The sequence below is a fragment of the Flavobacterium sp. NLM genome (assembly GCF_002210235.1).
GTDB lineage: Bacteria > Bacteroidota > Bacteroidia > Flavobacteriales > Flavobacteriaceae > Flavobacterium > Flavobacterium panici.
On the sequence record NZ_LIAC01000002.1, the window covers coordinates 490,120 to 510,599 of the forward strand.

Annotated in this window: 17 protein-coding genes; 11 read left to right on the forward strand and 6 right to left on the reverse strand. The window is 33.0% G+C overall.

The annotated features are described in order from the left end of the window. Position 1: 1 nt before the first annotated feature. From APR43_RS04035 to APR43_RS04050, 4 genes are all read left to right on the forward strand, one after another. Positions 2–223, forward strand: coding sequence for a 2TM domain-containing protein (locus APR43_RS04035; RefSeq protein ID WP_053472692.1), 222 nt, complete (start codon positions 2–4; stop codon positions 221–223). Between the two features lie 19 nt (positions 224–242). Then, a complete protein-coding gene (locus APR43_RS04040; RefSeq protein WP_053472691.1) occupies positions 243–971 on the forward strand; it encodes a putative quinol monooxygenase in 729 nt (242 codons plus the stop codon). A gap of 52 nt (positions 972–1,023) precedes the next feature. Then, positions 1,024–1,848 carry a DJ-1/PfpI/YhbO family deglycase/protease gene (locus APR43_RS04045; protein ID WP_053472690.1) on the forward strand — a complete coding sequence of 275 codons (825 nt, stop codon included), beginning with the start codon at positions 1,024–1,026 and terminating at the stop codon, positions 1,846–1,848. A gap of 408 nt (positions 1,849–2,256) precedes the next feature. Then, the gene (locus APR43_RS04050; RefSeq protein WP_053472689.1) at positions 2,257–3,309 is read left to right on the forward strand and encodes an adenylate/guanylate cyclase domain-containing protein; all 1,053 of its coding nucleotides are present in this window, start codon (positions 2,257–2,259) and stop codon (positions 3,307–3,309) included. On the opposite strand, the gene APR43_RS04055 is transcribed toward APR43_RS04050, so the two are convergent. The 4 genes from APR43_RS04055 to APR43_RS24730 form a co-directional block, all read right to left on the reverse strand. Next, on the reverse strand, positions 3,290–3,649 hold the full coding sequence (locus tag APR43_RS04055; RefSeq protein WP_053472688.1) for a hypothetical protein: 360 nt from the start codon (positions 3,647–3,649) through the stop codon (positions 3,290–3,292). The genes APR43_RS04050 and APR43_RS04055 overlap by 20 nt on opposite strands. A 101-nt stretch (positions 3,650–3,750) precedes the next feature. Next, positions 3,751–4,371 (reverse strand): DNA-3-methyladenine glycosylase, encoded by a 621-nt coding sequence (locus tag APR43_RS04060; protein ID WP_053472687.1) that lies wholly within the window; start codon positions 4,369–4,371, stop codon positions 3,751–3,753. A 132-nt stretch (positions 4,372–4,503) separates the two neighbouring features. Continuing rightward, positions 4,504–4,896, reverse strand: coding sequence for a hypothetical protein (locus APR43_RS04065; protein WP_053472686.1), 393 nt, complete (start codon positions 4,894–4,896; stop codon positions 4,504–4,506). A gap of 17 nt (positions 4,897–4,913) precedes the next feature. Beyond that, on the reverse strand, positions 4,914–5,042 hold the full coding sequence (locus tag APR43_RS24730; protein ID WP_256379806.1) for a hypothetical protein: 129 nt from the start codon (positions 5,040–5,042) through the stop codon (positions 4,914–4,916). A 246-nt stretch (positions 5,043–5,288) separates the two neighbouring features. Between APR43_RS24730 and APR43_RS04070 the strand changes: the two genes are divergently transcribed. Continuing rightward, positions 5,289–5,585 (forward strand): hypothetical protein, encoded by a 297-nt coding sequence (locus APR43_RS04070; protein WP_053472685.1) that lies wholly within the window; start codon positions 5,289–5,291, stop codon positions 5,583–5,585. A gap of 63 nt (positions 5,586–5,648) precedes the next feature. Here APR43_RS04070 and APR43_RS04075 read toward each other — a convergent pair whose 3' ends face one another. Then, complete coding sequence (locus APR43_RS04075) at positions 5,649–9,128, reverse strand: UbiA prenyltransferase family protein (protein ID WP_053472684.1); 3,480 nt, start codon at positions 9,126–9,128, stop codon at positions 5,649–5,651. 26 nt (positions 9,129–9,154) lie between these two features. Next, complete coding sequence (locus APR43_RS04080) at positions 9,155–9,940, reverse strand: hypothetical protein (RefSeq protein WP_053472683.1); 786 nt, start codon at positions 9,938–9,940, stop codon at positions 9,155–9,157. Positions 9,941–10,497: 557 nt separating this feature from the next. Here APR43_RS04080 and APR43_RS04085 point away from each other — a divergent pair. The 6 genes from APR43_RS04085 to APR43_RS04110 all read left to right on the forward strand — a co-directional run bounded on the left by APR43_RS04085 (position 10,498) and on the right by APR43_RS04110 (position 20,475). After that, positions 10,498–12,897, forward strand: a complete 2,400-nt coding sequence (locus APR43_RS04085) for a TonB-dependent receptor (protein WP_053472682.1) — start codon at positions 10,498–10,500, stop codon at positions 12,895–12,897. A 280-nt stretch (positions 12,898–13,177) separates the two neighbouring features. Continuing rightward, entirely contained in the window at positions 13,178–13,711 is a 534-nt protein-coding gene (locus APR43_RS04090) for a LuxR C-terminal-related transcriptional regulator (protein ID WP_165767681.1), read from the forward strand. Positions 13,712–13,882: 171 nt separating this feature from the next. Beyond that, the gene (locus APR43_RS04095; protein WP_053472680.1) at positions 13,883–15,415 is read left to right on the forward strand and encodes a pyridoxal phosphate-dependent decarboxylase family protein; all 1,533 of its coding nucleotides are present in this window, start codon (positions 13,883–13,885) and stop codon (positions 15,413–15,415) included. A gap of 6 nt (positions 15,416–15,421) precedes the next feature. After that, entirely contained in the window at positions 15,422–16,753 is a 1,332-nt protein-coding gene (locus tag APR43_RS04100; protein WP_053472679.1) for a lysine N(6)-hydroxylase/L-ornithine N(5)-oxygenase family protein, read from the forward strand. Between the two features lie 2 nt (positions 16,754–16,755). Then, a complete protein-coding gene (locus APR43_RS04105) occupies positions 16,756–17,871 on the forward strand; it encodes a heparan-alpha-glucosaminide N-acetyltransferase domain-containing protein (RefSeq protein WP_053472678.1) in 1,116 nt (371 codons plus the stop codon). Between the two features lie 216 nt (positions 17,872–18,087). After that, positions 18,088–20,475, forward strand: a complete 2,388-nt coding sequence (locus tag APR43_RS04110) for a GNAT family N-acetyltransferase (RefSeq protein WP_053472677.1) — start codon at positions 18,088–18,090, stop codon at positions 20,473–20,475. Positions 20,476–20,480 lie beyond the last annotated feature (5 nt).

Here is a 20,480-nt window from a genome sequence, read left to right on the forward strand (position 1 = left end):
CATGAGACATCTAGCAAACGAGCATACAACTGCTCACATTGACCATAAAAAAGGTTTCAGAATTCACTTATTAGTATTTGTATTATCAATTCCTGCCATTTGGACGATTTGGTTTTTAACAGACAGAACGTATCTATGGCCGCTTTGGCAGACTGGCGCATGGGCAGTAGGTTTATTATTTCATTATCTGGGCATTTTCATCTTTAAAAATGGAAATAAATAATCTTTAAATTTTAGAAGTTATGATCACAAAAGCAAAACTCACAGTTTCTAAAAAAGTCTTAGGGATTTTCACCGTTCTATTTTCATTGCAAAGCACATTAGCGTCAGCACAAAATGAAACAACTAAAATTACACGCTACGAAGTAAAAGAGCAATATCTGGAAAAATTTCAAAAAGCCATAAGCGAGTACGTTCAAAAATCGCTTTCAAACGAAAGCAACATTATGTCTGAAGCTTATTTTGAACAAAACAACAAAACGGTTATCTGGTTATTTGAACGCTGGACGAACAAAACAGCATTGGATAAAAATAATTCAAAATCTGTAAAAGAGCTTGCCCAAACTGCTTTAGTAAAACCTGAGGAAATAATCTATGTAAAAGATTTAGAACCTCTCAATAAAGAACAATGGAGAAGAACAAGTAAAAAAGAAGACAATCAGTTAACCATTATGCTTTTTGTAGATGCAAAAGCCGGAACAGAGAAAAACTTTATGGAAGTTTACCATACCGCAATGCCGCAGTTTAGAAGTGAAGCTGGTGTAGTAACATATCAATTATCACAATTGGAAAATGATAAAACCCAATTTGTAACCTTCGAAAAATTCAGAAACAACGATGCATTTCAATATCATTTAAATTTTCCGCCAATTCAACCCGTAATAGATTACCTGAATACGAGTATAAAAAAACAGCCGTTTCAGGACGGAATTCATAACCTAATCGAATTTGCACCGCTTACTCGGGAGTAACATTCAGCAGAAAAAAATCAACACAAATTATTAATATTTAAAACCTAAAAAAATGAAAACAATTAGTAAAATCATTGCAGCAGGTATGACAAGCGTACTTGCTGTAGTAAATGTAGAAGCACAAGTAACCGTAAAAACAAATGAAATGAAAACAAACTACAGTCATGAATTAGAAGTTGTAAATCAATTGTCTACTCAGTCAGTCGTTGTAAATATGCCGGTGACAAAATTATTAAACGCACCAGGAAATGAAGCATTAAAAGATTTCTTCTTTACACCTGTAAAAAACAAAACAGTCCTAAAAGGGAAAAAAATTGCCGTAATCGTTGCCGATGGTTTTGAAGAAATTGAATTAACAGGACCAGTATGGTATTTTAAAGAATTAGGAGCACAAGTTGAAATAGTGTCACCAAAATTTAATCCCGCTCCAGAAAGATATGGTTTAGTATTTCCTGAAATGGCAAATACACATGTTATGGCAATTCAATACTTACAGCCCGTAGGATGGATAAAATTTGACCGTACCGCAGACCAAATAAAAGTAAGTGATTATGATGCGGTATTTATTCCCGGAGGAGCCTGGAATCCTGATAACCTGCGTTATGACAAAGATGTAATCAAATTTATTCAGGACTTTAATAAATCAGGAAAACTAATTGCTGCTATTTGTCACGCCCCGGTTGTTTTGGCTTCCGCTGATATTTTAAAGGGAAGAAAGCTGACGGGATACTGGAACATTCAGGTAGATTTAAAAAATGCCGGTGGAACTATTTTGGAACAACCTGTAGTAACAGATGGAAACATTATTACCAGCCGTCACCCAATTGATGTAGCAGATTTTTCAAGAGCTGTTGAAAGCTGGTTAATTAAAAAATAAGAATAAAGTTTGAGCCTGTCTCTAAGTGGGGGCAGCTCTTTTATTATAATTATTTTGTTGTTTTTAGTACTATAGGTGACTTTTTGATATCCTAATTTATCCATTCCATAGGAATGTTTGGTAGGTAGAAAAAAATAAAGATCAGCCAGATTTGCGTTCCGTAGGAACGTTTGATAGGTCAGATTTTTTAAAAAATAAGGTCAAAATCAAACGTTCCTACGGAACGTAATCCATTATAACAATATAATTTTCTACCAATGAAATGTTCCTACAGAACAAGGATACATGTAAAACAAAGAGGCAGTTTCAAAAGTAGAGACTGCCTCTTTGTTTTTAATCAGCAAAACTTCTGTGGTAGTTTATATTAAGATTTTATCTATTTTTATAAGGAACGAAAGCATCTTAAATATGGAATTGCCTAAGTTACCTTTTTATAAAAAATACGGTCTTGTTATAAAAGCCGCTATTGTTGGCGGAATCTTAGGTTTGCTATATGCCTCAATTACAGATGCAGAATCCAACTTTGATTATTTAAAGCTTTTGCCCGGCATAGTTATAGGCGTCTTTATTGGTTTTATTATTATAATGTTTGAGAAACGGCTTATCAATTTAAACCGATATTCCTTTTTAGGAGCGATGCTTTTAAAAGCCCTTATTTACAGCGTAAGCATATTGTTGTTTTTACTATTCTTTGTTTTGATCTTTACAGAAATGTTAGGGCATCTTTCTTATCAGGAAGTTTTTATTAAATATGCTAAAGAACGTCTGTTTGAAGATTATATGTTTTCTCTTGGAGCATCTATATTTTTGATTCTGTTTTTAGAAATCAGCAGTTTATTAAGTTCTCGTTTTTTCTATAATTATTTTACAGGACAATACCACAGACCAATTCAGGAAGAGCGAATTTTTATGTTTGTCGATGTAAAATCATCTACCACACTTGCCGAACAATTAGGGGATATTCTATACAGCAATTTACTGCAGGATTTATTCAATGATTTTACAGAAGCAATTCAGGCTTCGCGTGCAGAAGTTTACCAATACGTGGGAGATGAAATTATTCTTACTTGGAAATCTTCGATTGGATTAAAAGAGAAACGATGTCTTTATTGTTTCTATCTTCTAAAACAATCTATAGAGAATAAACGCGAATATTATTTAGGAAAATATAATCTCGTTCCAAAGTTTAAAGCCGGAATGCATATAGGAACCGCCGTAACAACATGGGTAGGAAAAGTAAAAAAAGAAATTGTTTATCACGGAGATCTCTTAAATACAACTTCAAGAATTCAGTGCGAATGCAATAATTTCAGCCATGATTTTGTTATTTCTGAAACTATGAAAAACGCACTTCCCGAAGATCATTCAATAACCTATATTCAAAGGGGAGAAATACTATTAAGAGGAAAAGCAAAACCAATGAAATTATATACTGTTGATTTTAGTTCAGTCGTTCTGTAGTTTCCAGTCTCAAACAATGTTCTGTACCTAAAAACAGCGGATTTCCATGTTTTTCTGACCAAAAACCATCCAGTACATCTTTAGTAATGCATCTGTAAACCACAACGCCTTTATACGTTTTATTGTCGTCGCCTTTATAACTAAAATTAATAACCAGGATATTATCTTTAAAGAAACCATGACCTTTTTGAACCTGTGCATTATTGATGAACCATTTTGCAATAATTCTATTGTTATCATCTAAAGACAAACTCAAAGTTCCTTTGTAAGTAACCTGATTACTCTCTTCCTGATTACTTCCGGAAATGGAAAAATCACCAACTAAATCTTGTATTGTCATTTATTTTTTGATGGAGAAATTGAATAGATGTTGAGGTATATATTAACCTCAATAATTACTGCAAATTTATAAAATTTTAAAGTTTCGAAAATTTACCGTTTTTATACCTTATTGGGTTTGCTGACATATTTATTTCCTTTAATAAAAAATCGCCACGGTAAAAGTGCATCTTCCTGTGCATAAGCAACGCCCACACGAGGCGATGCTGCAATTTGATCTTCAGTATATCGAATGCCGTGATCTTCCAGCCAGATTTCTTCTCCGCCTAAATCCTTTTTATTAAAAGAACGGTCAATACCCAAAGCCTTTGCCGCAGAACCCGGACCAGCAGAAATAGCCCCTTTTGATGCCGACATATTTCGTCTGGTTTCCATAATATCTTTTCCGGTCAAAGGTTCAATCCCCCGAATCAAAACTGCATGAGGTTCACCTTCAACAGAACTTACAATATTAAAAAGATGATGAATTCCGTAGCATAAATAAACATACGAAACGCCGCCCTGACTGTACAAAGTCTCCGTTCGATCCGTTTTTCGTCCGCCGTAAGCGTGAGAAGCCTTATCTTGTATCCCGAAATAAGCTTCTGTTTCTACAATTATACCAGAAGTAATTTCGCCGTCAATTTGTGTACAAAGTACTTTTCCCAAAAGATCTTTGGCAAGGAAAATAACATCTGAATTAAGATAATAAGAAAACGGAATTTTATTAGGAGATTCGGCCATTGCTGTTCAATTATAATTTTGATACGAAGGTCGAAATTTCGAAGCAATTTATAATTCTAAATTTATTGAATAATTATTATTTGTGATTATAACTAAAAAAACCGCCTGCAGTACAGGCGGTTTATTTTAGTATTATAAATTTCGATCAGGATTTGTACCTTCTTCATCGTCATCGTCAACTTCTTCTTCATCGTCATCATCTATATCACCAAGACCTTCATCTCCGTAATCATCGTCTTCTTCGAATTCTTTATCAGTATCGTTGTCGCTTGCGAATTCGTTTTGTTCAAACTCATTATTCCCAAGTCTTTCATTATCGAAAGATTCATTACCAAGATTTTCTCCTGATAATTCCTGATTGTCAACTTCTTCGGTTACCAAATCATTTCCATAATCCGGTTCTGCCGAATTGCTGATAGAATGATCTACTGGCGGCGCATCGATTGCATTATCTTGATATCCTTTTTCATTTTCTTGAAAATTCTGGTCGTCCTGACGGTAATTTTCTCTTTCATCTAAGCTCATACTATATTTTTTAAAAGTTATTTTTTAGTAGTTTTTTTATCCGCAGCAGTTTTAGAACCGCTTTTTGATGTTTCCTCTTTTTTATCAGTTTTTTTATCTGATGCTTTAGCACTCGCTGTGCTTGCTTTGCTTTTTGAAGTATTCATGGTTTCTAATTTTTTAAATTGTTATAAGTCAAATGTACGACGTCTGAAAATCAGAATCTTACAATTAAGAGGCTTGTCAATTATATAATTTACGGTTACAAACCCTAAACACAATATGTTATCTAAAATCAATTATAGAAAAGCTGTAATATTCTCCTAAAAAAGTATAATAAGAATCATTGTTTTTTGCTGAATTTTAAGAATTGATAAAAAAGAGTTCTTTAGTTCAATTTTAAAAAAGTAAATATGGAAACGAGAAACAGCAATAGCGATTTTTTTCATGATGAAAATGATCGCCACGAAAATAAAATTTGGAGCCCGACTGTAGATTCACGTTTACATTCTCAGGACAGAAATCCGGATGAAGATAAAGAGTACGGAAACACACACGCCAACGATCCTGCTCAAAAACCGAATACAGGCGATTGGGGAGACGAAAGTGATTTTGAGGAAAACGAAGAAACCGATGAAAACCTTGGAAACGATAACAGCGGCGGGGCTGGAAGCACCGGAAGCGAATCGACCAATAGCGGAAGTAATTAATAAAAAGCGGAAAATAGATTTTCCGCTTTTTTTGATTTCATTTCAAAATTTAGTTTTTTTAATTTACAGACTTTTGTTTGCATCAAGAATTTTATTAATCAAAGCCAGTAGCGTTACAACGCTGCCTCCCATTAAAGTTACCTGGTCATAACTGTCTTTGTTAAGATACATTAATAAAACTAAGGCGCTGACTGCAATAATTATTATTGGAAATTTCAATTTACTGTAAGTTCCATTTTTGCTTTCATCTTTAAATTTCTGTACAAATAATTCATCACGTTTACTCTTAGATAAAATAAAAATCCTAAAACTCAGGCTCATCATTTTTAGTCTTCCCGTTAATTGATGGCAGTCAATAATTCCTCTTTCCATAAGGTTTATAAGAGTATCTTTATTTTTGTAATTTACAAAGTGATCCTGGGCAAAATCAAAAAGCACATACTGCGTTTCTTCAGGCAGGGATTCCCAGATATCTTCATACTGCTCACAAAATTGCTTGTGATTGATATTCAGTATAAAATCCATTCTTAAATAAGGGCTTATTTCATTTTTTTTATCTTTATAAAAAACCTGATCGATACTAATTTCACGTTCAGGGCAGTCTTCATTACCGGTATATCTTTTGTCGGGTTGTATTTCGCAGCTATTATGATCAATTTGAATTAGTTTTTTAATATCATAATTATTTACCATAGGTATAAAAATATGATCGTTTGCTAATTCATTTTTTGTACAGGGATAATACTTTTCATAATATGCCTGCATTAAATCATAAAAGAAGAAACGATTACTATAATAGTTTAATAATTTATAGGCTAAACTGGCTAGAAAGAAGAAAGTAACCAACAAGAAAAAAAGTGTTAGGAACGAAAAATTATTGTTTTCGTTATGTAGAATTGCAAGCAGGTTTAAATAATATTTGCGGCTAAGTTCGTTAAATGTGAAATTTTTAATTTCGTAACTCGAAGGACGATCAAAAAAGCCAAGATTAGCCTTTTGCATAATTTGATCATTCGTTTGGTCTCTAGTTTGCTCCTTACAATTACAGTTGTAAGCATTGGTTATTCTGTCTTTTATAATAAAATCATTTTTATCTTTTATTTTTTGTTCTTTCGCGTCAAGTGACGAGCAGTAATAGCGCGCAAAATCATTCAATTCATTTACATAAAAAGCACTAACAAGAACAAACGGAAATACAACAAATTGATATAATAATCTTGCTGTCAGGAATCTGGTATAAGCTTTTCTGTTTACTCCTTTGTTTTTCTTTGCAAATACACTAAGTTCTGCTTTTTCTCTTTTTCGCCAGTTTTTATAATACAAGATTATTAAAAGAATATGTGTGCCTAAAAGCGCAAGAGCAGCAATAAAAACATTATAATAAAAGAACAAAACCATAGGCAGGCAAATTGCCGGAAGAAACAAAATCAATACTAGTTTAATAAGTTCTTTTTTAGGATTTAATGTGCGGATATTTAAAGTAATTAAATTAATAAATGCAACATTAACACCCAGTACGATACAAAAGATAAATGCCAATGAAGGAGAAGACTTAAAAGCGACTATTAGGGCCAATACAATAGAAACACAATTTACAATTAATAACTTTTTATATTCAGTAGTTCGGCTGCTGTCCGGGAAAAGATAATAGAAATGATGTTTTGATAATGTACCTATTCGGCCATTGTAAAAGATTGTTGAATAGATATAATTAATTAATAATATGAAAAAGCCATATAAAAATGAAATCAGGAATCCGTTTGTAAAAGTGAATATGGATAAACGATTGGTGTGTGACAAGTCACGGATTGCCAGAATATAAACTGGTGATTCAGTTTTAATATTTAATTTTTTTGCACAGATCTGATAAGGTATTCCCATATATTCCATCTCAAATGACGGTATATCTACGCCAGCTAACAGACTTATAAATACAGGATTGTTTTGAGATACATAAAGCAGGTTTTGATAGATGTTTTTTTTGGGATCGTTCTGCATTAATACATCTCCATCTTTATCGACAAGCATATAACCGGTTCCGGGCGGTAATTCTAATTCATTAGAAAAATATTCCCTAAACGCAATTCCTTTAATGCCATTACTTTCAGATTCCTGATTGATCTCTTTAAGAGTATCTTTTTCAGCATATATTAATTGATATCGATTATTTTCTCTTGAAAAAACAGCAGTAAGTACAGGATCTGTTTTTTTATTTTCTATATTTTTTTGCTGAAGCGCTTTAAAATACATTCTATCCGCATATTTTCTCGATATATCGGGAGCATTATTACTCAGGTTTTTTGTAATTAATGCTTTATTATCCATTCGGAAATAACCATCTAAATACTTAATCAGCTTTGAGTTTTTTGTACCCTTTTTAAAATCAGTATTTCCATTTATAAAACATTTTTGATCATCAGGCAAAGAATCTTTTTTAGTAAGAAGCTCTCCATTTAAAGCCGTTTTTTTTGAACCGGTTACCAGAAATATTTTTGCAAATGAATTTTTTTGGTTTTTCCATTCTTTCCCAAATAATAAATCCCTTTTTTTCCAGCTTTGATAAGCCGTAATTTGTTCTTTGAATGAAGTATCGATTTTATTTACCAATAGTTCTAAGTCATTTATATTTCTGGTTTTTATGGTATTGTTCCAATACGATAATGCTGCAAAAACCACAATAACAGCGACCAGTAATCCTATAGAAAACACAACACCAACCAGGTCAATTTGACTGAGTCTTTCTTTGTAACTGCTTATAATGGGTTTTATGAAATTAATGCCTAATATTAGAACAATAATTGAAATAAGACTAAAAATCAAAAGGTTAGAGTTTATCTGCCGAACGTTGAGGTCAAAAGCAGATTTATCAATTCCTGCGGCTAAAAATAAAGTGTGATTGGTATGAGGAATGTTGATTTGATCCGTATAATAATGTTTTGAAGATTTTTTGAAACTAAAAGGACCATTTTTTCTATTGTATTTAATTAAACTATCCTGATCAATAAGACTGACATTTTGGGAAAGAAATGATTTCTCAACCCGACATTTTCCTTTCTCAATAGGACAAATATAAAAGGAAGTAAAATGCGTGGTAGAATTAATTTTATTGAGAAATTTAGCCAAATCAATACTAATATTGTCTTTAATGATACTATCCTCTAACTTGCGGTTTTTAAAAAAAATATTTTTTCCTGATAACTTAATTGTTCTTGAGAGCTTGATAGTTCCGTCTTGTAATTGCTTAAACCCTTTTTTATCAATTAAAATAGTATCAATATAGACATCAGCAGAGCCTTTATATTGTAAAAGCTTAAGACTCTTCATTTTTTCTTCACTAATATATTTTACCTGATCATCAATGTATCCAACTAAATGTTTTTCGATACCTTCCAGAATAGATATATTTTTTGCGTCTTCTTTACGTTCATTATTAGGAAGCACATAAGAGAGGTAACCAAACGTTAGCAGCGCAATAACCGCAGCTGTTACGATGGAATAAATATGTTTCTTAAATGATTCGTTTACGTTAGAAGTCAGTCCCATTGTATTTATTTCAATTAATTAAAATATCACGCTCTTCTAGGATCTCCTTTTAAATACGTTTTACTGAATTTAAAATACTCAGATGAGGTTCTTTCGCCTGCTTTTCCGTCAACTCTTAATATACTTCCGGCTTTATTAAGCAGCGTCTGTAATTCTTTGGCTTCATTGGTTACAGTTCCAGTATAGTAGGCAGTTTTATTGCCCTGAGCTAATATTTGTTCTACAATATGACCATTAGGAAGTGTTATGAGTTTTTGCTCACTCAAACGTCGCAGCAATACCGCAGCACCGCATTGTTTAGAAACTGCATTCGGATCATATTTTCCGTCTTTAACATATTTTCCTTTTGTATAATGATTCGAATAACTCCATAAATAAGGCGAATTAATACCTTGTCTATAATAACCTAAGCCATTAAATAATTCCAGTTTATAGAGGATTCCGGCAATTTCCCAATTCGTCCATAAGTTTAATTTGTCAAAAACTAAAGCATCATTAGCACTAAATTCCCATGTAAAGGGAGGATTTCCCGTTTTTGGACGTCCAGCAGGAACCTGAACGGTACGTTTGGTAAGCGGATCGCCATTATGTAAATGAGTATCAAACCTTAAACTAGCTTCCATGCAATGTATTATTGCAATGACATACCAGGGAATGTTTAACGGATCTCCCACAGCTTGATATCTCGCTTTATTCGAAGCCATTTTCTCAACTAGTTTATCAATTTCAGGATATTTAGCCTCTCTGATAATGCAGGAAGCAAATAATTTTTCATAATTAGCTTTCTTGTCTGGTGGTACTATTGAACTCATAATCGTTGGTTTTTAATTTATTAATTCATTTGATATCGTTATTTTAATTTCAAAAGTTTTATAAATAAAAGGCAGGGCAAAGAATACGTTATGCTGCCTGATTCATGCAAAGGCATACGAAATAATTAAGCAGATAGTAAAAAGAAGGCATGTAGAATATTCTCTTTGTAGGTGCGTATGAGAATAAATAATTTACTGATTGTAAGTGTATTATGTAAATACGGATCAAATTTATCACAATATAAGAAATGAAAAAAGGGTATAAACACCCTTTTTTTTAACCAAAAATCCCACAGATTATTGCACATGATTCAGGATAAAATAAGGACTTAAATACTTCAAAATAGTCGCATAATCTTCGCAAACGTGTTTTTTATATATTAATTAATTGGCCGATTTTCGTTAAAAAAAAGAGATTCTTCTTTTTTATGTTTAAAAAATTGATAAATAAACAGTAAAATCTATTTATGTTATTATTATTTGGAATAAATACAAATAATTTGGTTTGTTTTAACACAACACATAAATTTGCGCTATTAAAAATAATTCTAAATAACATGAAAGTAAAAATACTACTTCCGCTATTGAGCTGTTTTATGCTGCTTATGGGCGCTGCTTCATTTGCACAGACAGGTACAATTAGAGGTACGGTTTCATTATCGAATGATGAAATTGCCGATAATATCTCTGTAACTTTAAAAGGAACAAAGATTGGAACCGTTACTGATGCTCAGGGAAACTACGAAATCAAAAACATTAGACCGGGTAATTATACACTAAAGGCTTCTGTAGTAGGGTTTTCACCTAAAGAAGAAATCATTACTGTTACAGCAGGAAAAGAACTTTTGGTAAACTTTACATTGATAACTACATCTGAAGCCTTGACAGAAGTATTTGTTAAAGGAAATGCAAACAAGTATACTAAAGCAGAAAGTCAGTATGTATCTAGAATGTCTGTTAAAAACCTTGAAAACGCACAAGTTTACAATGTTGTAACTAAAGAATTAATTAAAGACCAGTTAGTAACAAACCAGGACGAGGCTTTAAAAAACGTTCCGGGTTTATACCAATTATGGGCAGCTACTAACCGTGCAGGTGACGGAGCTTCTTGGTATTCACTACGTGGATTCACTACACAGAGTTTAGTAAGAAACGGTCTTGCGGGAAAAGTAAACAGTAATACAGATGCTGTAAACCTTGAAAGAATTGAAGTTATTAAAGGGCCATCGGCTACACTTTTTGGAAACGTAGTTTCTTCATACGGAGGATTAATCAACCGTGTAACTAAAAAACCTTTTGAAACTTTTGCAGGTGAGGTTTCATACCAAAACGGAAGTTACGGTTTCAACCGTTTAACTGCCGATGTTAATACTCCAATCAACGATGACAATACAGCATTATTCAGATTAAATGCTGCTTTTGGAAGTGCCAATACTTTTCAGGATTTCGGTTCTTCAAAAAGCTTTTTCGTAGCGCCATCTTTCTCTTATAAAGTAAATGATAAACTTACTATTTCTATTGATGCAGAAATTGGAAATCAGGACAACTCTGGTATGCCATTAATTTATCTTCCTTTCGGAGTTTCAATAGCTGATTTAGGAGTTAGCAGTGCTAAAGATCTTGATATGAATTTCAAAAGATCATTTTTAGGAGATGAATTCATAATGAATACTAAAACATTGAATGTTTTTGCACAGGCTAATTATCAAATGTCTGAACAATGGACTTCACAAACTGTATTTAGCAGTAGTTCTAATAAAGCAACTGGTTTACAGACATGGTTTTACCTATTACCAAATCAACAAATATCAAGAAATGCATGGGATGCAAATGGTAGAGACAATGCTATCGAATTCCAACAAAACTTTAATGGTGATTTCAACATTGGATCCATGAGAAACCGCTTTTTAGTAGGTGGTGATATCTATTATGGTTCAAATAATTTGGTGTTCAAAAATCTTCCAGGTTATGCCGCTTATGATGTAATCAATTACACCGGGACAGCAGCAAATTATTATGATTTTAACCCAACCAACGTAAAGAACAGACTTGTTGGAGATGGTGCTAATTATATTCCTTACACTAGTAATAGTTCTATCTCAACTTATAGTGCTTATGTTGCAGATGCCATTAACATTACAGAAAGATTAATTCTTTCGGCAGCGGTACGTTTTGATCATTTTGAAAATCAAGGATCATTTGATCCACTTTCAAATACTGAGGCTGGCAAATTTTCTCAAAATGCATTCTCTCCAAAATTTGGAGCTGTTTTTCAAATCTTAAAAGACCAGTTATCTGTATTTGGTAACTACCAAAATAGTTTTAAAAATGTAGGATATGCAAGTGCAAATGTTGGAGGAAATCTTGAATTGAAACAATTTGATCCTGAAAGAGCAAACCAGTTTGAATTTGGTGTTAAAGCAAATGCTTTCCAAAATAAACTAAGTGCTACAATTAGTTATTACAACATCAAAGTAAAAGATATTGTAACTGCTGATCCAAATTTCCCAAATGCAAACGTACAAAACGGAACACAATTCAGTAAAGGTTTTGAATTAGAAGTTACAGCAAACCCAATCCCGGGATTAAATTTACTTGTAGGGTATGCAAAAAATGATTCTGAGTTAAATGATATAAGACCTGTAACTGCAGGGCCAGAAAATTTAATCAACTACTGGTTCAGCTACAACCTTCAAACAACAAAACTAAAAGGATTAGGTTTAGGATTTGGTGGTAACTATGGAGATGCTACATACATCTACAATAATGGAGCAGGAGAGACTTTTGAACTTCCTTCATATTCTGTAGTAAATGCTGCATTGTATTACGATCAGCCTAAATACAGAGTATCATTAAAAGTAAATAACCTTACAGACGAATTATACTTCAACGGTTATACAACAATCAACGTTCAGGCTCCACGTACATTGATGGGAAGCGTAGCGTATAAATTCTAAGCGAATTTTAGAAGCAAAATAATAGTAAGAAGCCCGGACAATGTCCGGGCTTTTTTTGTTTTACTACATTCAGCTTATCACAAAAAACTATTATGATTATAAGAAAAAAACTATTTTTTTACATTTAATAGATGCATAATATTCATTTTTATATTACTTTTGTTTAGACTAAATCTAAATAGTAAAAATGAAAAATTTCCTTTTGGCCGATTCCGAAAACCTACACATAATTGGACTGAGGCACACACTTAAAAAGCTGGTAAAAACACCCAGTTTAAAAGTGGCAAATTCAAGAGAAGAATTGTTTAAGTGTTTGGATAAAAATAATATAGAATGTTTGATTATTGATCCTAATAATATCTTTTTGTTTTATGATGATGATCTCAGGATTATTAAAACAAATTATCCCAAATGCAAAATAATAATCCTTTCGTATTTTAAGAATAAACAAACCATTGACAGCTTCTTAAAAGATAATATAAACGGTTTTATATCAAAAGATTGCGAAGAGCAAACCATTTTTGATGCCTTATATAAAATCCAGCACGGGGAACGTTATATATGTCCTAAAACCTTAAATACATTTATTGATGTTTTTGCTCTGCCAACTTCCCAAAGTGATGAAAAACTGACTTTAAGAGAGTTCGAAATCCTAAAACAAATAGCACAGGGAAACAACGGAAAAAGTATTGCCTCACAGCTTTTTATCAGTATTCATACTTTCAGGACGCATCGAAAAAATATCATGAAAAAAACAGGCAGACATACCACTTCTGAACTGATTCTCTATGCATTAGAGAAAAAAATAAAGTAATTTTCGCACTATTTAAGTAAATTTTATGCTTTATTTCCTACTATAATTGAGGTATTTTAACTACCTCAATTATAGAAATAATTTTCCCTTTTTTATGGTATTGATTTAATTTTCGTACAAATCTACATTTGTGAAAATTATTCTTTAGAATCAATCTAAATAAATACCACAATGGAGGCACAAGAAAAATTAGAAACAATACTGCAAGAAGTCATAATTGAAAATGCGCACGATAAACATGTTTTTTCTAACAACAATAAATCAATTGGGATTTATAAGAAAAGCATGAAAAAGGCCATTAAAACAATTGGAAATCATTTAAAAGAAAGAGATACACCATTTACCGGAACCAGTATTTCGACAATTAAGCAAAGAATCGACAACATTTATCTCGAAGAAAATAAAAAAGGAAAAAGCCTGAATTATGTTCTGGATGAATTAAAAGATATTTATTTAGATGATTGTATTCATTTTCATAATCCCAAATACATAGCGCATCTTAATTGCCCAATTTTAACGCCAACACTTGTGGCTGAAGCTTTTGTATCATCGTTAAATTCTTCGATGGATACGTACGATCAAAGTACGGGAGCAACTTTTATCGAATTAAAGTTGGTAGAATGGACGTTAGATAAACTGGGTTATCCTGAAAATGCAGATGGAATTTTCACCAGCGGAGGAACACAATCGAACATGATGGGATTGCTTTTGGCAAGAGATCATTACATCAAAAAACATTTCGGAATTGATCCAAAAATGGACGGACTTCCTCCTGAAGCTTCAAAATTCAGGGTTTTATGTTCAGAAGTTAGCCACTTTAGCTTAAAGAAAAACTTAAGTCTTTTAGGTTTGGGACAAAATGCCGTAATTCCTGTTGCTATAGATCCTGATTTTAAAATGAATGTCAGCGCTTTGAAAAAGGTAATTCAGCAGCAAAAAGATTTAGGAAATATTCCAATTGCGATTGTGGGAACTGCAGGAACAACAGATTTTGGTTCTATAGATCCATTGGCAGAAATTGCTTCAGTTGCCAATGAAAACGATATTTGGTTTCACGTAGATGCAGCTTATGGCGGCGGATTATTAATCAGCAATCTTCATAAAGAAAAATTAAGCGGAATCGAATTATCAGATTCTGTTACCATAGATTATCACAAAACTTTTTATCAGCCCGTAAGTTCAAGCGGTTTTTTTATGAGAGATAAATCATTTGTAGAGTATATCAAATACCACGCTGATTATCTGAACTCTAAAGAACAGGAAGATGAAGGAATTCCAAACATGGTAAAAAAATCAATCCAGACAACACGCCGTTTTGATGCCTTAAAATTGTGGTTTACGCTGAGAATGATCGGAACGGAAGGTTTAAGTTCCTATATGGAAAAAGCAATCTCAAACGCTCAATTTACCGCAGATTTACTGAGAAACAGAGACGATTTCGAAATCATCCATAAACCTGAAATCAGTGCCATTGTATTTCGTTATACGCCTTTTACTGGAAATGAAAATTCATATTGCGGCATCAACAGTTACATTCGTAAAGCTATTTTTAACGAAGGTAAAGCCATCATTACCAGCACAAAAGTCTACAACGAAGTGTTCTTGAAATTCACTTTATTAAACCCGTTAACAACCCCAAAAGATATTGAAGAAATCATCGATTTGATTGTATATCACGGAAATGAATATTCATTAAAAAATTAAAATAAAATGCAAAACAAAATATACGATTTCATAGCCGTTGGAGTAGGGCCTTTCAATTTAAGTCTGGCTTGTTTAACAGCACCAATTGAAAATTTGGACGGATTATTTTTCGATAAAAATGAATCCTTCAACTGGCATCCGGGAATGTTGCTGCAAGACACCACTTTACAAATTCCGTTTCTGGCAGATTTAGTGACTTTAGCAGACCCAACAAGTCCGTTTAGTTTTTTGAATTACATCAAAGAACAAGGAAAAATGTATTCCTTTTACATTCGCGAAAACTTTTTATTATTAAGAAATGAATACAATCAATATTGTCAATGGGCAATTAAAAAGTTACCCAATATTCATTTTAATACTGAAGTTACAAGAATTGAATATGATGAAAATCAGCAGCTTTATATCGTAAGTACGCTTTCAACAAAAACAAATGAGACTACAATTTACAAAACCAAAAAGATAGTTTTAGGAACCGGAACAGCACCGCATATTCCAAAATCTTGTCAGTCTTTAAAAGGAAAAGCAATTCATTCCTCAGCTTATATCCAAAATAAAGCTTCACTTCAAAAACAAAAATCAATCACGGTTTTAGGAAGCGGACAAAGTGCTGCCGAAGTTTTCAACGATTTATTGCAGGAAATTGATGTTTACGGATATCAATTGAACTGGATTACAAGATCTTCTCGTTTTTTTCCAATGGATTACAGCAAGTTAACCCTCGAAATGACTTCTCCAGAATACGTAGATTATTTCTACAATCTTCCATCAGACAAAAGAGATCATTTGTTGAAGAATCAGAAATTATTATACAAAGGAATTAATAAAGACTTGATCGCCACAATTTTTGATACGATTTACAGTAAAAAAGTAATTATGGAGATTGATGTGAATTTAAGAACCAATGCGGCTTGTACCAAAGGAACTTACGATGAGACGAATCAATCTTTTGAATTGGAATTACATCAGGTGGAGCAAGATAAAAGATATCGTCACAAAACCGATGCATTGGTTTTGGCAACAGGTTACGGCTACAAATTGCCTCAGTTTTTAGAAGGAATTGCGAACCGAATTCAATGGGACGATAAAGGTCGTTTTGCCACAAACAGAAATTACTCAATTGATAATAGCGGAAGTGAAGTTTTTGTACAAAACGCTGAATTACACACACACGGTTTTGTTACGCCAGATTTAGGAATGGCATGCTACCGAAACTCATACATTATTAAAGAAATTACCGGAGTGGAGCATTATGCTGTAGAAACCAAAATTGCTTTTCAGGAATTTGGTGTTCCCGCAGCAGAAGTGATTGAATCTCCGGCATTTGAAACTATTGTATAATTATGGAAGCAGTACAACAAAAAAAGAGAGTTTTGGCAATAGATTTTGCCAGAGGAACAAGTGTCATTTTAATGATGATGGTGCACACTATGCTTATTTATGGTACAATCGCCACACAAACCAACACTGTTTTAGGAGAAATTATTTTATGGTTAGGCCGCGGAACAACGATGTTTTTGGTCAGTATGGGAATTTCTTTTGTATTATCAAGACGACAAAGTTTTCTGGCTGTTTGCAAAAGAGCTTTATACATTCTCGCTGTTGGTTACGGAATGAATATTTTGAAATTTCTGGTTCCTGAATTTATTTTTGGCGGACTTCCCGAAGCTTTTATTTCGGCTTATGGTTTACAATCAGGGACATTACAAACAGGAATTTTCTTTTTGCTTTTAGGCGATATTTTGCAATTGGCCGGAATCACTTTATTTATTATGGGACTTATTAATCATTTTAGCAAAAGCAAATATGTTCCGTTAATCGTGGCTTTAGTAATCATTTCAATTTCTAAAGAATTAAGTGGTTTCAGAGTTGGAATTGCGGGCTTAGATTATATCTGCGATTTACTTTTCAGCAATCAGTTTAATGTTTATTTCCCGGTTTTCCCGTGGAGCGCTTTCATTTTAATCGGCATGTTTTTGGGAAGATGGTACAAAGAACTCAACGAAAATCAGGAAGTATTTTTCAAGAAAATGTTGTTTGTTGGTTTGGCTTTTATTGCTGTTGGAGGAATTTTAAACTTTTCAAATTCCGAATATCATTTTGGAGATTATTACCATTTAGGACCGGGCGGAAGTATTTTATTACTTGGAACAAACCTTGTTTTATATTGGTTTGTGAACATCATTGTAAAGCTGTTTAACGAAAACAATCCAGTATTTAATTTATTGGCTTTCTGCAGTAAACACGTAACAAGTTTATACGTAATTCAATGGGTTTTGATCAATTGGGGCATGTATGTTTTAGGTTTTTGGCAGCACGATCAATGGTTTGTTTTAAGCTTATTCCCAGTTGTAATTGCCACAAGTATAAGTATTCAGTTGGTTTATAATGGAATCAAAACACTTTTTAAAACCAAATGGAGCAATAAAGACAGCAATGAATTAATTGTAAATAGTTAGAAATCAAGAATTGGGCGCAATTTATTTAAACACATAGAAACATAGATTTCTTTTAATTAAGATGAAGCATGTTTTAGAAAATCTACATTTTTCACATATCTATGTGTTTTATTTGAAGTGAAACGCCTTTTTAAGCTATGAAAACTATGTTTCTATGTGTTTAAATTACACGCAATGATTAAAATCTAAAATCAACAACCTAAAATCTAAAATCAAATGAGCACATATAAACCTATCTATTCAACCACAATTCCGGATTTTGGAGTGATAGATTTTCGCCCTTTGGAGCTGGAAAACGACGCTGTAGTAATTCATGATTGGGTCAATCGTGATTATGCACAATATTGGGGCATGCAGGGGAAAAATCTGGAAGAAGTTCGTTTAGAATATGAAAAAATCACCAAAGAATCGGATGTTTTTATCGGATTGGTAAATGGAGAAATTTCGTTTTTATTAGAACGTTACAACCCAAAACAAGATATAATTGGGAACTATTATACCGTTCAGGATTATGATTGCGGCATTCATATTATTGTCGCGCCATCAACAAAACCGGTGCATCAGTTTACGTGGCATATTTTTTCGAGCATTATGAAATTTATTTTCAGGGATCTTACCATCGAAAGAATATTGGTTGAGCCTGACATTCGCAATAAAAAAATGTTCGATATCTGTCACCGTGTAGGTTTTGAAGATGCCGATGTTGTCAACTTACCACATAAAACCGCATTATTGGCCTTTTGTACACGAGAACAATTCATTAAAAAAATAGATTCATTTAACCTTAATTATACCGAAATGAATAACGAAAATCAATTAGAATTTCCTGAAAAAGCCATCACACATATTCAGCCCGAAGTTTGGGAAAAAGCCAATCGTTTATTGGTGAAAAAAGCGATTTGTGAGTTCTCGCACGAACTTTTAATAAAACCAACATTAGAATCTGCAAATACATATTCGCTGTTTTCTGATGATAATTCGGTTAAATATACTTTTGAAGCAGAATTATTGGCCATGAATCATTTGAATATTGAAGTCAATTCGATTTCAAAATATAAAAATGTAGCATTAATTCCTTTAGACGCCGTTGATTTTATTCAGGAATTCAAAACGAGTTTAGGAATTTCAGAACAATTAATTCCTTCTTATTTAGAAGAAATTATAAGCACACTTTACGGAAGCTGTTATAAATTATTAAAGGAAAATTCGACTTCAAAATCGCTTGCTAATTCTGATTTCCAAACCATTGAACAAGCCATGATGGAAGGACATCCGGGTTTTGTTGCTAATAACGGAAGAATTGGTTACAACAGCATGGATTACAAAGCCTATGCGCCTGAAGCTGGAAATCCGTTTAAGATTTTATGGCTTGCCGGACATCGCGACAGAACGGTTTATGCCGGAACTCAAAAACTGGATTATGATACCTTGATTCAACAAGAATTAGGATCTGAAACTATTGCGAAATTTAACGCGACGATTTCAGAAAAAGGACAAAATCCAAACGATTATTTCTTTATTCCCGTGCATCCGTGGCAATGGTTTAATAAACTCGCTAATTTGTTTTCACCGGAAATTGCCAAACAAAAATTGATTTGTGTTGGTTATGGACCTGATTTATATCAGGCACAGCAATCGATCAGAACTTTATTTAACTTAAGCAATCCTAAAAAATTATATACCAAAACATCGCTTTCTATCCTTAATATGGGCTTTATGCGAGGTTTACCGGTTTTTTATTTAGGAACAGCGCCGGAAATGGCAGAATGGTTAGATCAATTATTAAGCGGAGATCAATATCTGCAAAAAGTAGGTTTCGGAATGTTGGGAGAAGTAGCTTCTGTAAGTTACATAAATCCGTATTTTGAAAGCTTCGGAAAACACAATCCGTACAATAAAATGATTGCCTCCTTATGGAGAGAAAGTCCCGTAGCGAAACTTAAAAATGACGAACAATTAATGACAATGGCGGCATTTTTACATTTGGATAAAGACGGTAATTCGTTGTTATCTGAAATTATAAAAGCATCTTCATTATCAATAGACAATTGGCTTACCGAATATTTCAAAGTTTATTTGAGTCCGTTATTGCATTGTTTTTACCAATACGATTTGGTTTTTATGCCACACGGCGAAAACCTTATTTTAGGATTAGAAAAGCATGTTCCCGTACGTTCTTTCATGAAAGACATTACCGAAGAGGCCGTGATTTTAAATCCTGATGTTGTAGTTCCAAAAAACATTGACAGAATTTATGCTGAAGTTCCCGAAGATGTAAAATTGCTTTCGATTTTTATTGATGTTTTTGATGGATTTTTCCGTTTCATGTCGGCTATTTTGGTTTCAAGTGATAATTATTCAGAAGATCGTTATTGGGAATTAGTGGCAGAATGTATCTCTGATTATCAGGAACAAAATCCGCATCTGGAAGCTAAATTCGAGCAATACGATTTGTTTGCCAATGAATTTCAGTTGTCTTGTCTGAACCGTTTGCAATTGAATAATAACAAAACCATGATCGATCTTGATGATCCTGTGGCGTTGTTACAATTTCAGGGAAAACTGCAAAATCCAATTGCTCCGTATAAAAAAATAATAGCCTAATTCCT

What these genes read in the sequence shown, in the direction of transcription:
- APR43_RS04035 (WP_053472692.1), top strand. Translation starts at nt 2, where the DNA reads ATGAGACATCTAGCAAACGAGCATACAACTGCTCACATTGACCATAAA.
- APR43_RS04040 (WP_053472691.1), top strand. Translation starts at nt 243, where the DNA reads ATGATCACAAAAGCAAAACTCACAGTTTCTAAAAAAGTCTTAGGGATT.
- APR43_RS04045 (WP_053472690.1), top strand. Translation starts at nt 1,024, where the DNA reads ATGAAAACAATTAGTAAAATCATTGCAGCAGGTATGACAAGCGTACTT.
- APR43_RS04050 (WP_053472689.1), top strand. Translation starts at nt 2,257, where the DNA reads ATGGAATTGCCTAAGTTACCTTTTTATAAAAAATACGGTCTTGTTATA.
- APR43_RS04055 (WP_053472688.1), bottom strand. Translation starts at nt 3,649, where the DNA reads ATGACAATACAAGATTTAGTTGGTGATTTTTCCATTTCCGGAAGTAAT.
- APR43_RS04060 (WP_053472687.1), bottom strand. Translation starts at nt 4,371, where the DNA reads ATGGCCGAATCTCCTAATAAAATTCCGTTTTCTTATTATCTTAATTCA.
- APR43_RS04065 (WP_053472686.1), bottom strand. Translation starts at nt 4,896, where the DNA reads ATGAGCTTAGATGAAAGAGAAAATTACCGTCAGGACGACCAGAATTTT.
- APR43_RS24730 (WP_256379806.1), bottom strand. Translation starts at nt 5,042, where the DNA reads ATGAATACTTCAAAAAGCAAAGCAAGCACAGCGAGTGCTAAAGCATCA.
- APR43_RS04070 (WP_053472685.1), top strand. Translation starts at nt 5,289, where the DNA reads ATGGAAACGAGAAACAGCAATAGCGATTTTTTTCATGATGAAAATGAT.
- APR43_RS04075 (WP_053472684.1), bottom strand. Translation starts at nt 9,128, where the DNA reads ATGGGACTGACTTCTAACGTAAACGAATCATTTAAGAAACATATTTAT.
- APR43_RS04080 (WP_053472683.1), bottom strand. Translation starts at nt 9,940, where the DNA reads ATGAGTTCAATAGTACCACCAGACAAGAAAGCTAATTATGAAAAATTA.
- APR43_RS04085 (WP_053472682.1), top strand. Translation starts at nt 10,498, where the DNA reads ATGAAAGTAAAAATACTACTTCCGCTATTGAGCTGTTTTATGCTGCTT.
- APR43_RS04095 (WP_053472680.1), top strand. Translation starts at nt 13,883, where the DNA reads ATGGAGGCACAAGAAAAATTAGAAACAATACTGCAAGAAGTCATAATT.
- APR43_RS04100 (WP_053472679.1), top strand. Translation starts at nt 15,422, where the DNA reads ATGCAAAACAAAATATACGATTTCATAGCCGTTGGAGTAGGGCCTTTC.
- APR43_RS04105 (WP_053472678.1), top strand. Translation starts at nt 16,756, where the DNA reads ATGGAAGCAGTACAACAAAAAAAGAGAGTTTTGGCAATAGATTTTGCC.
- APR43_RS04110 (WP_053472677.1), top strand. Translation starts at nt 18,088, where the DNA reads ATGAGCACATATAAACCTATCTATTCAACCACAATTCCGGATTTTGGA.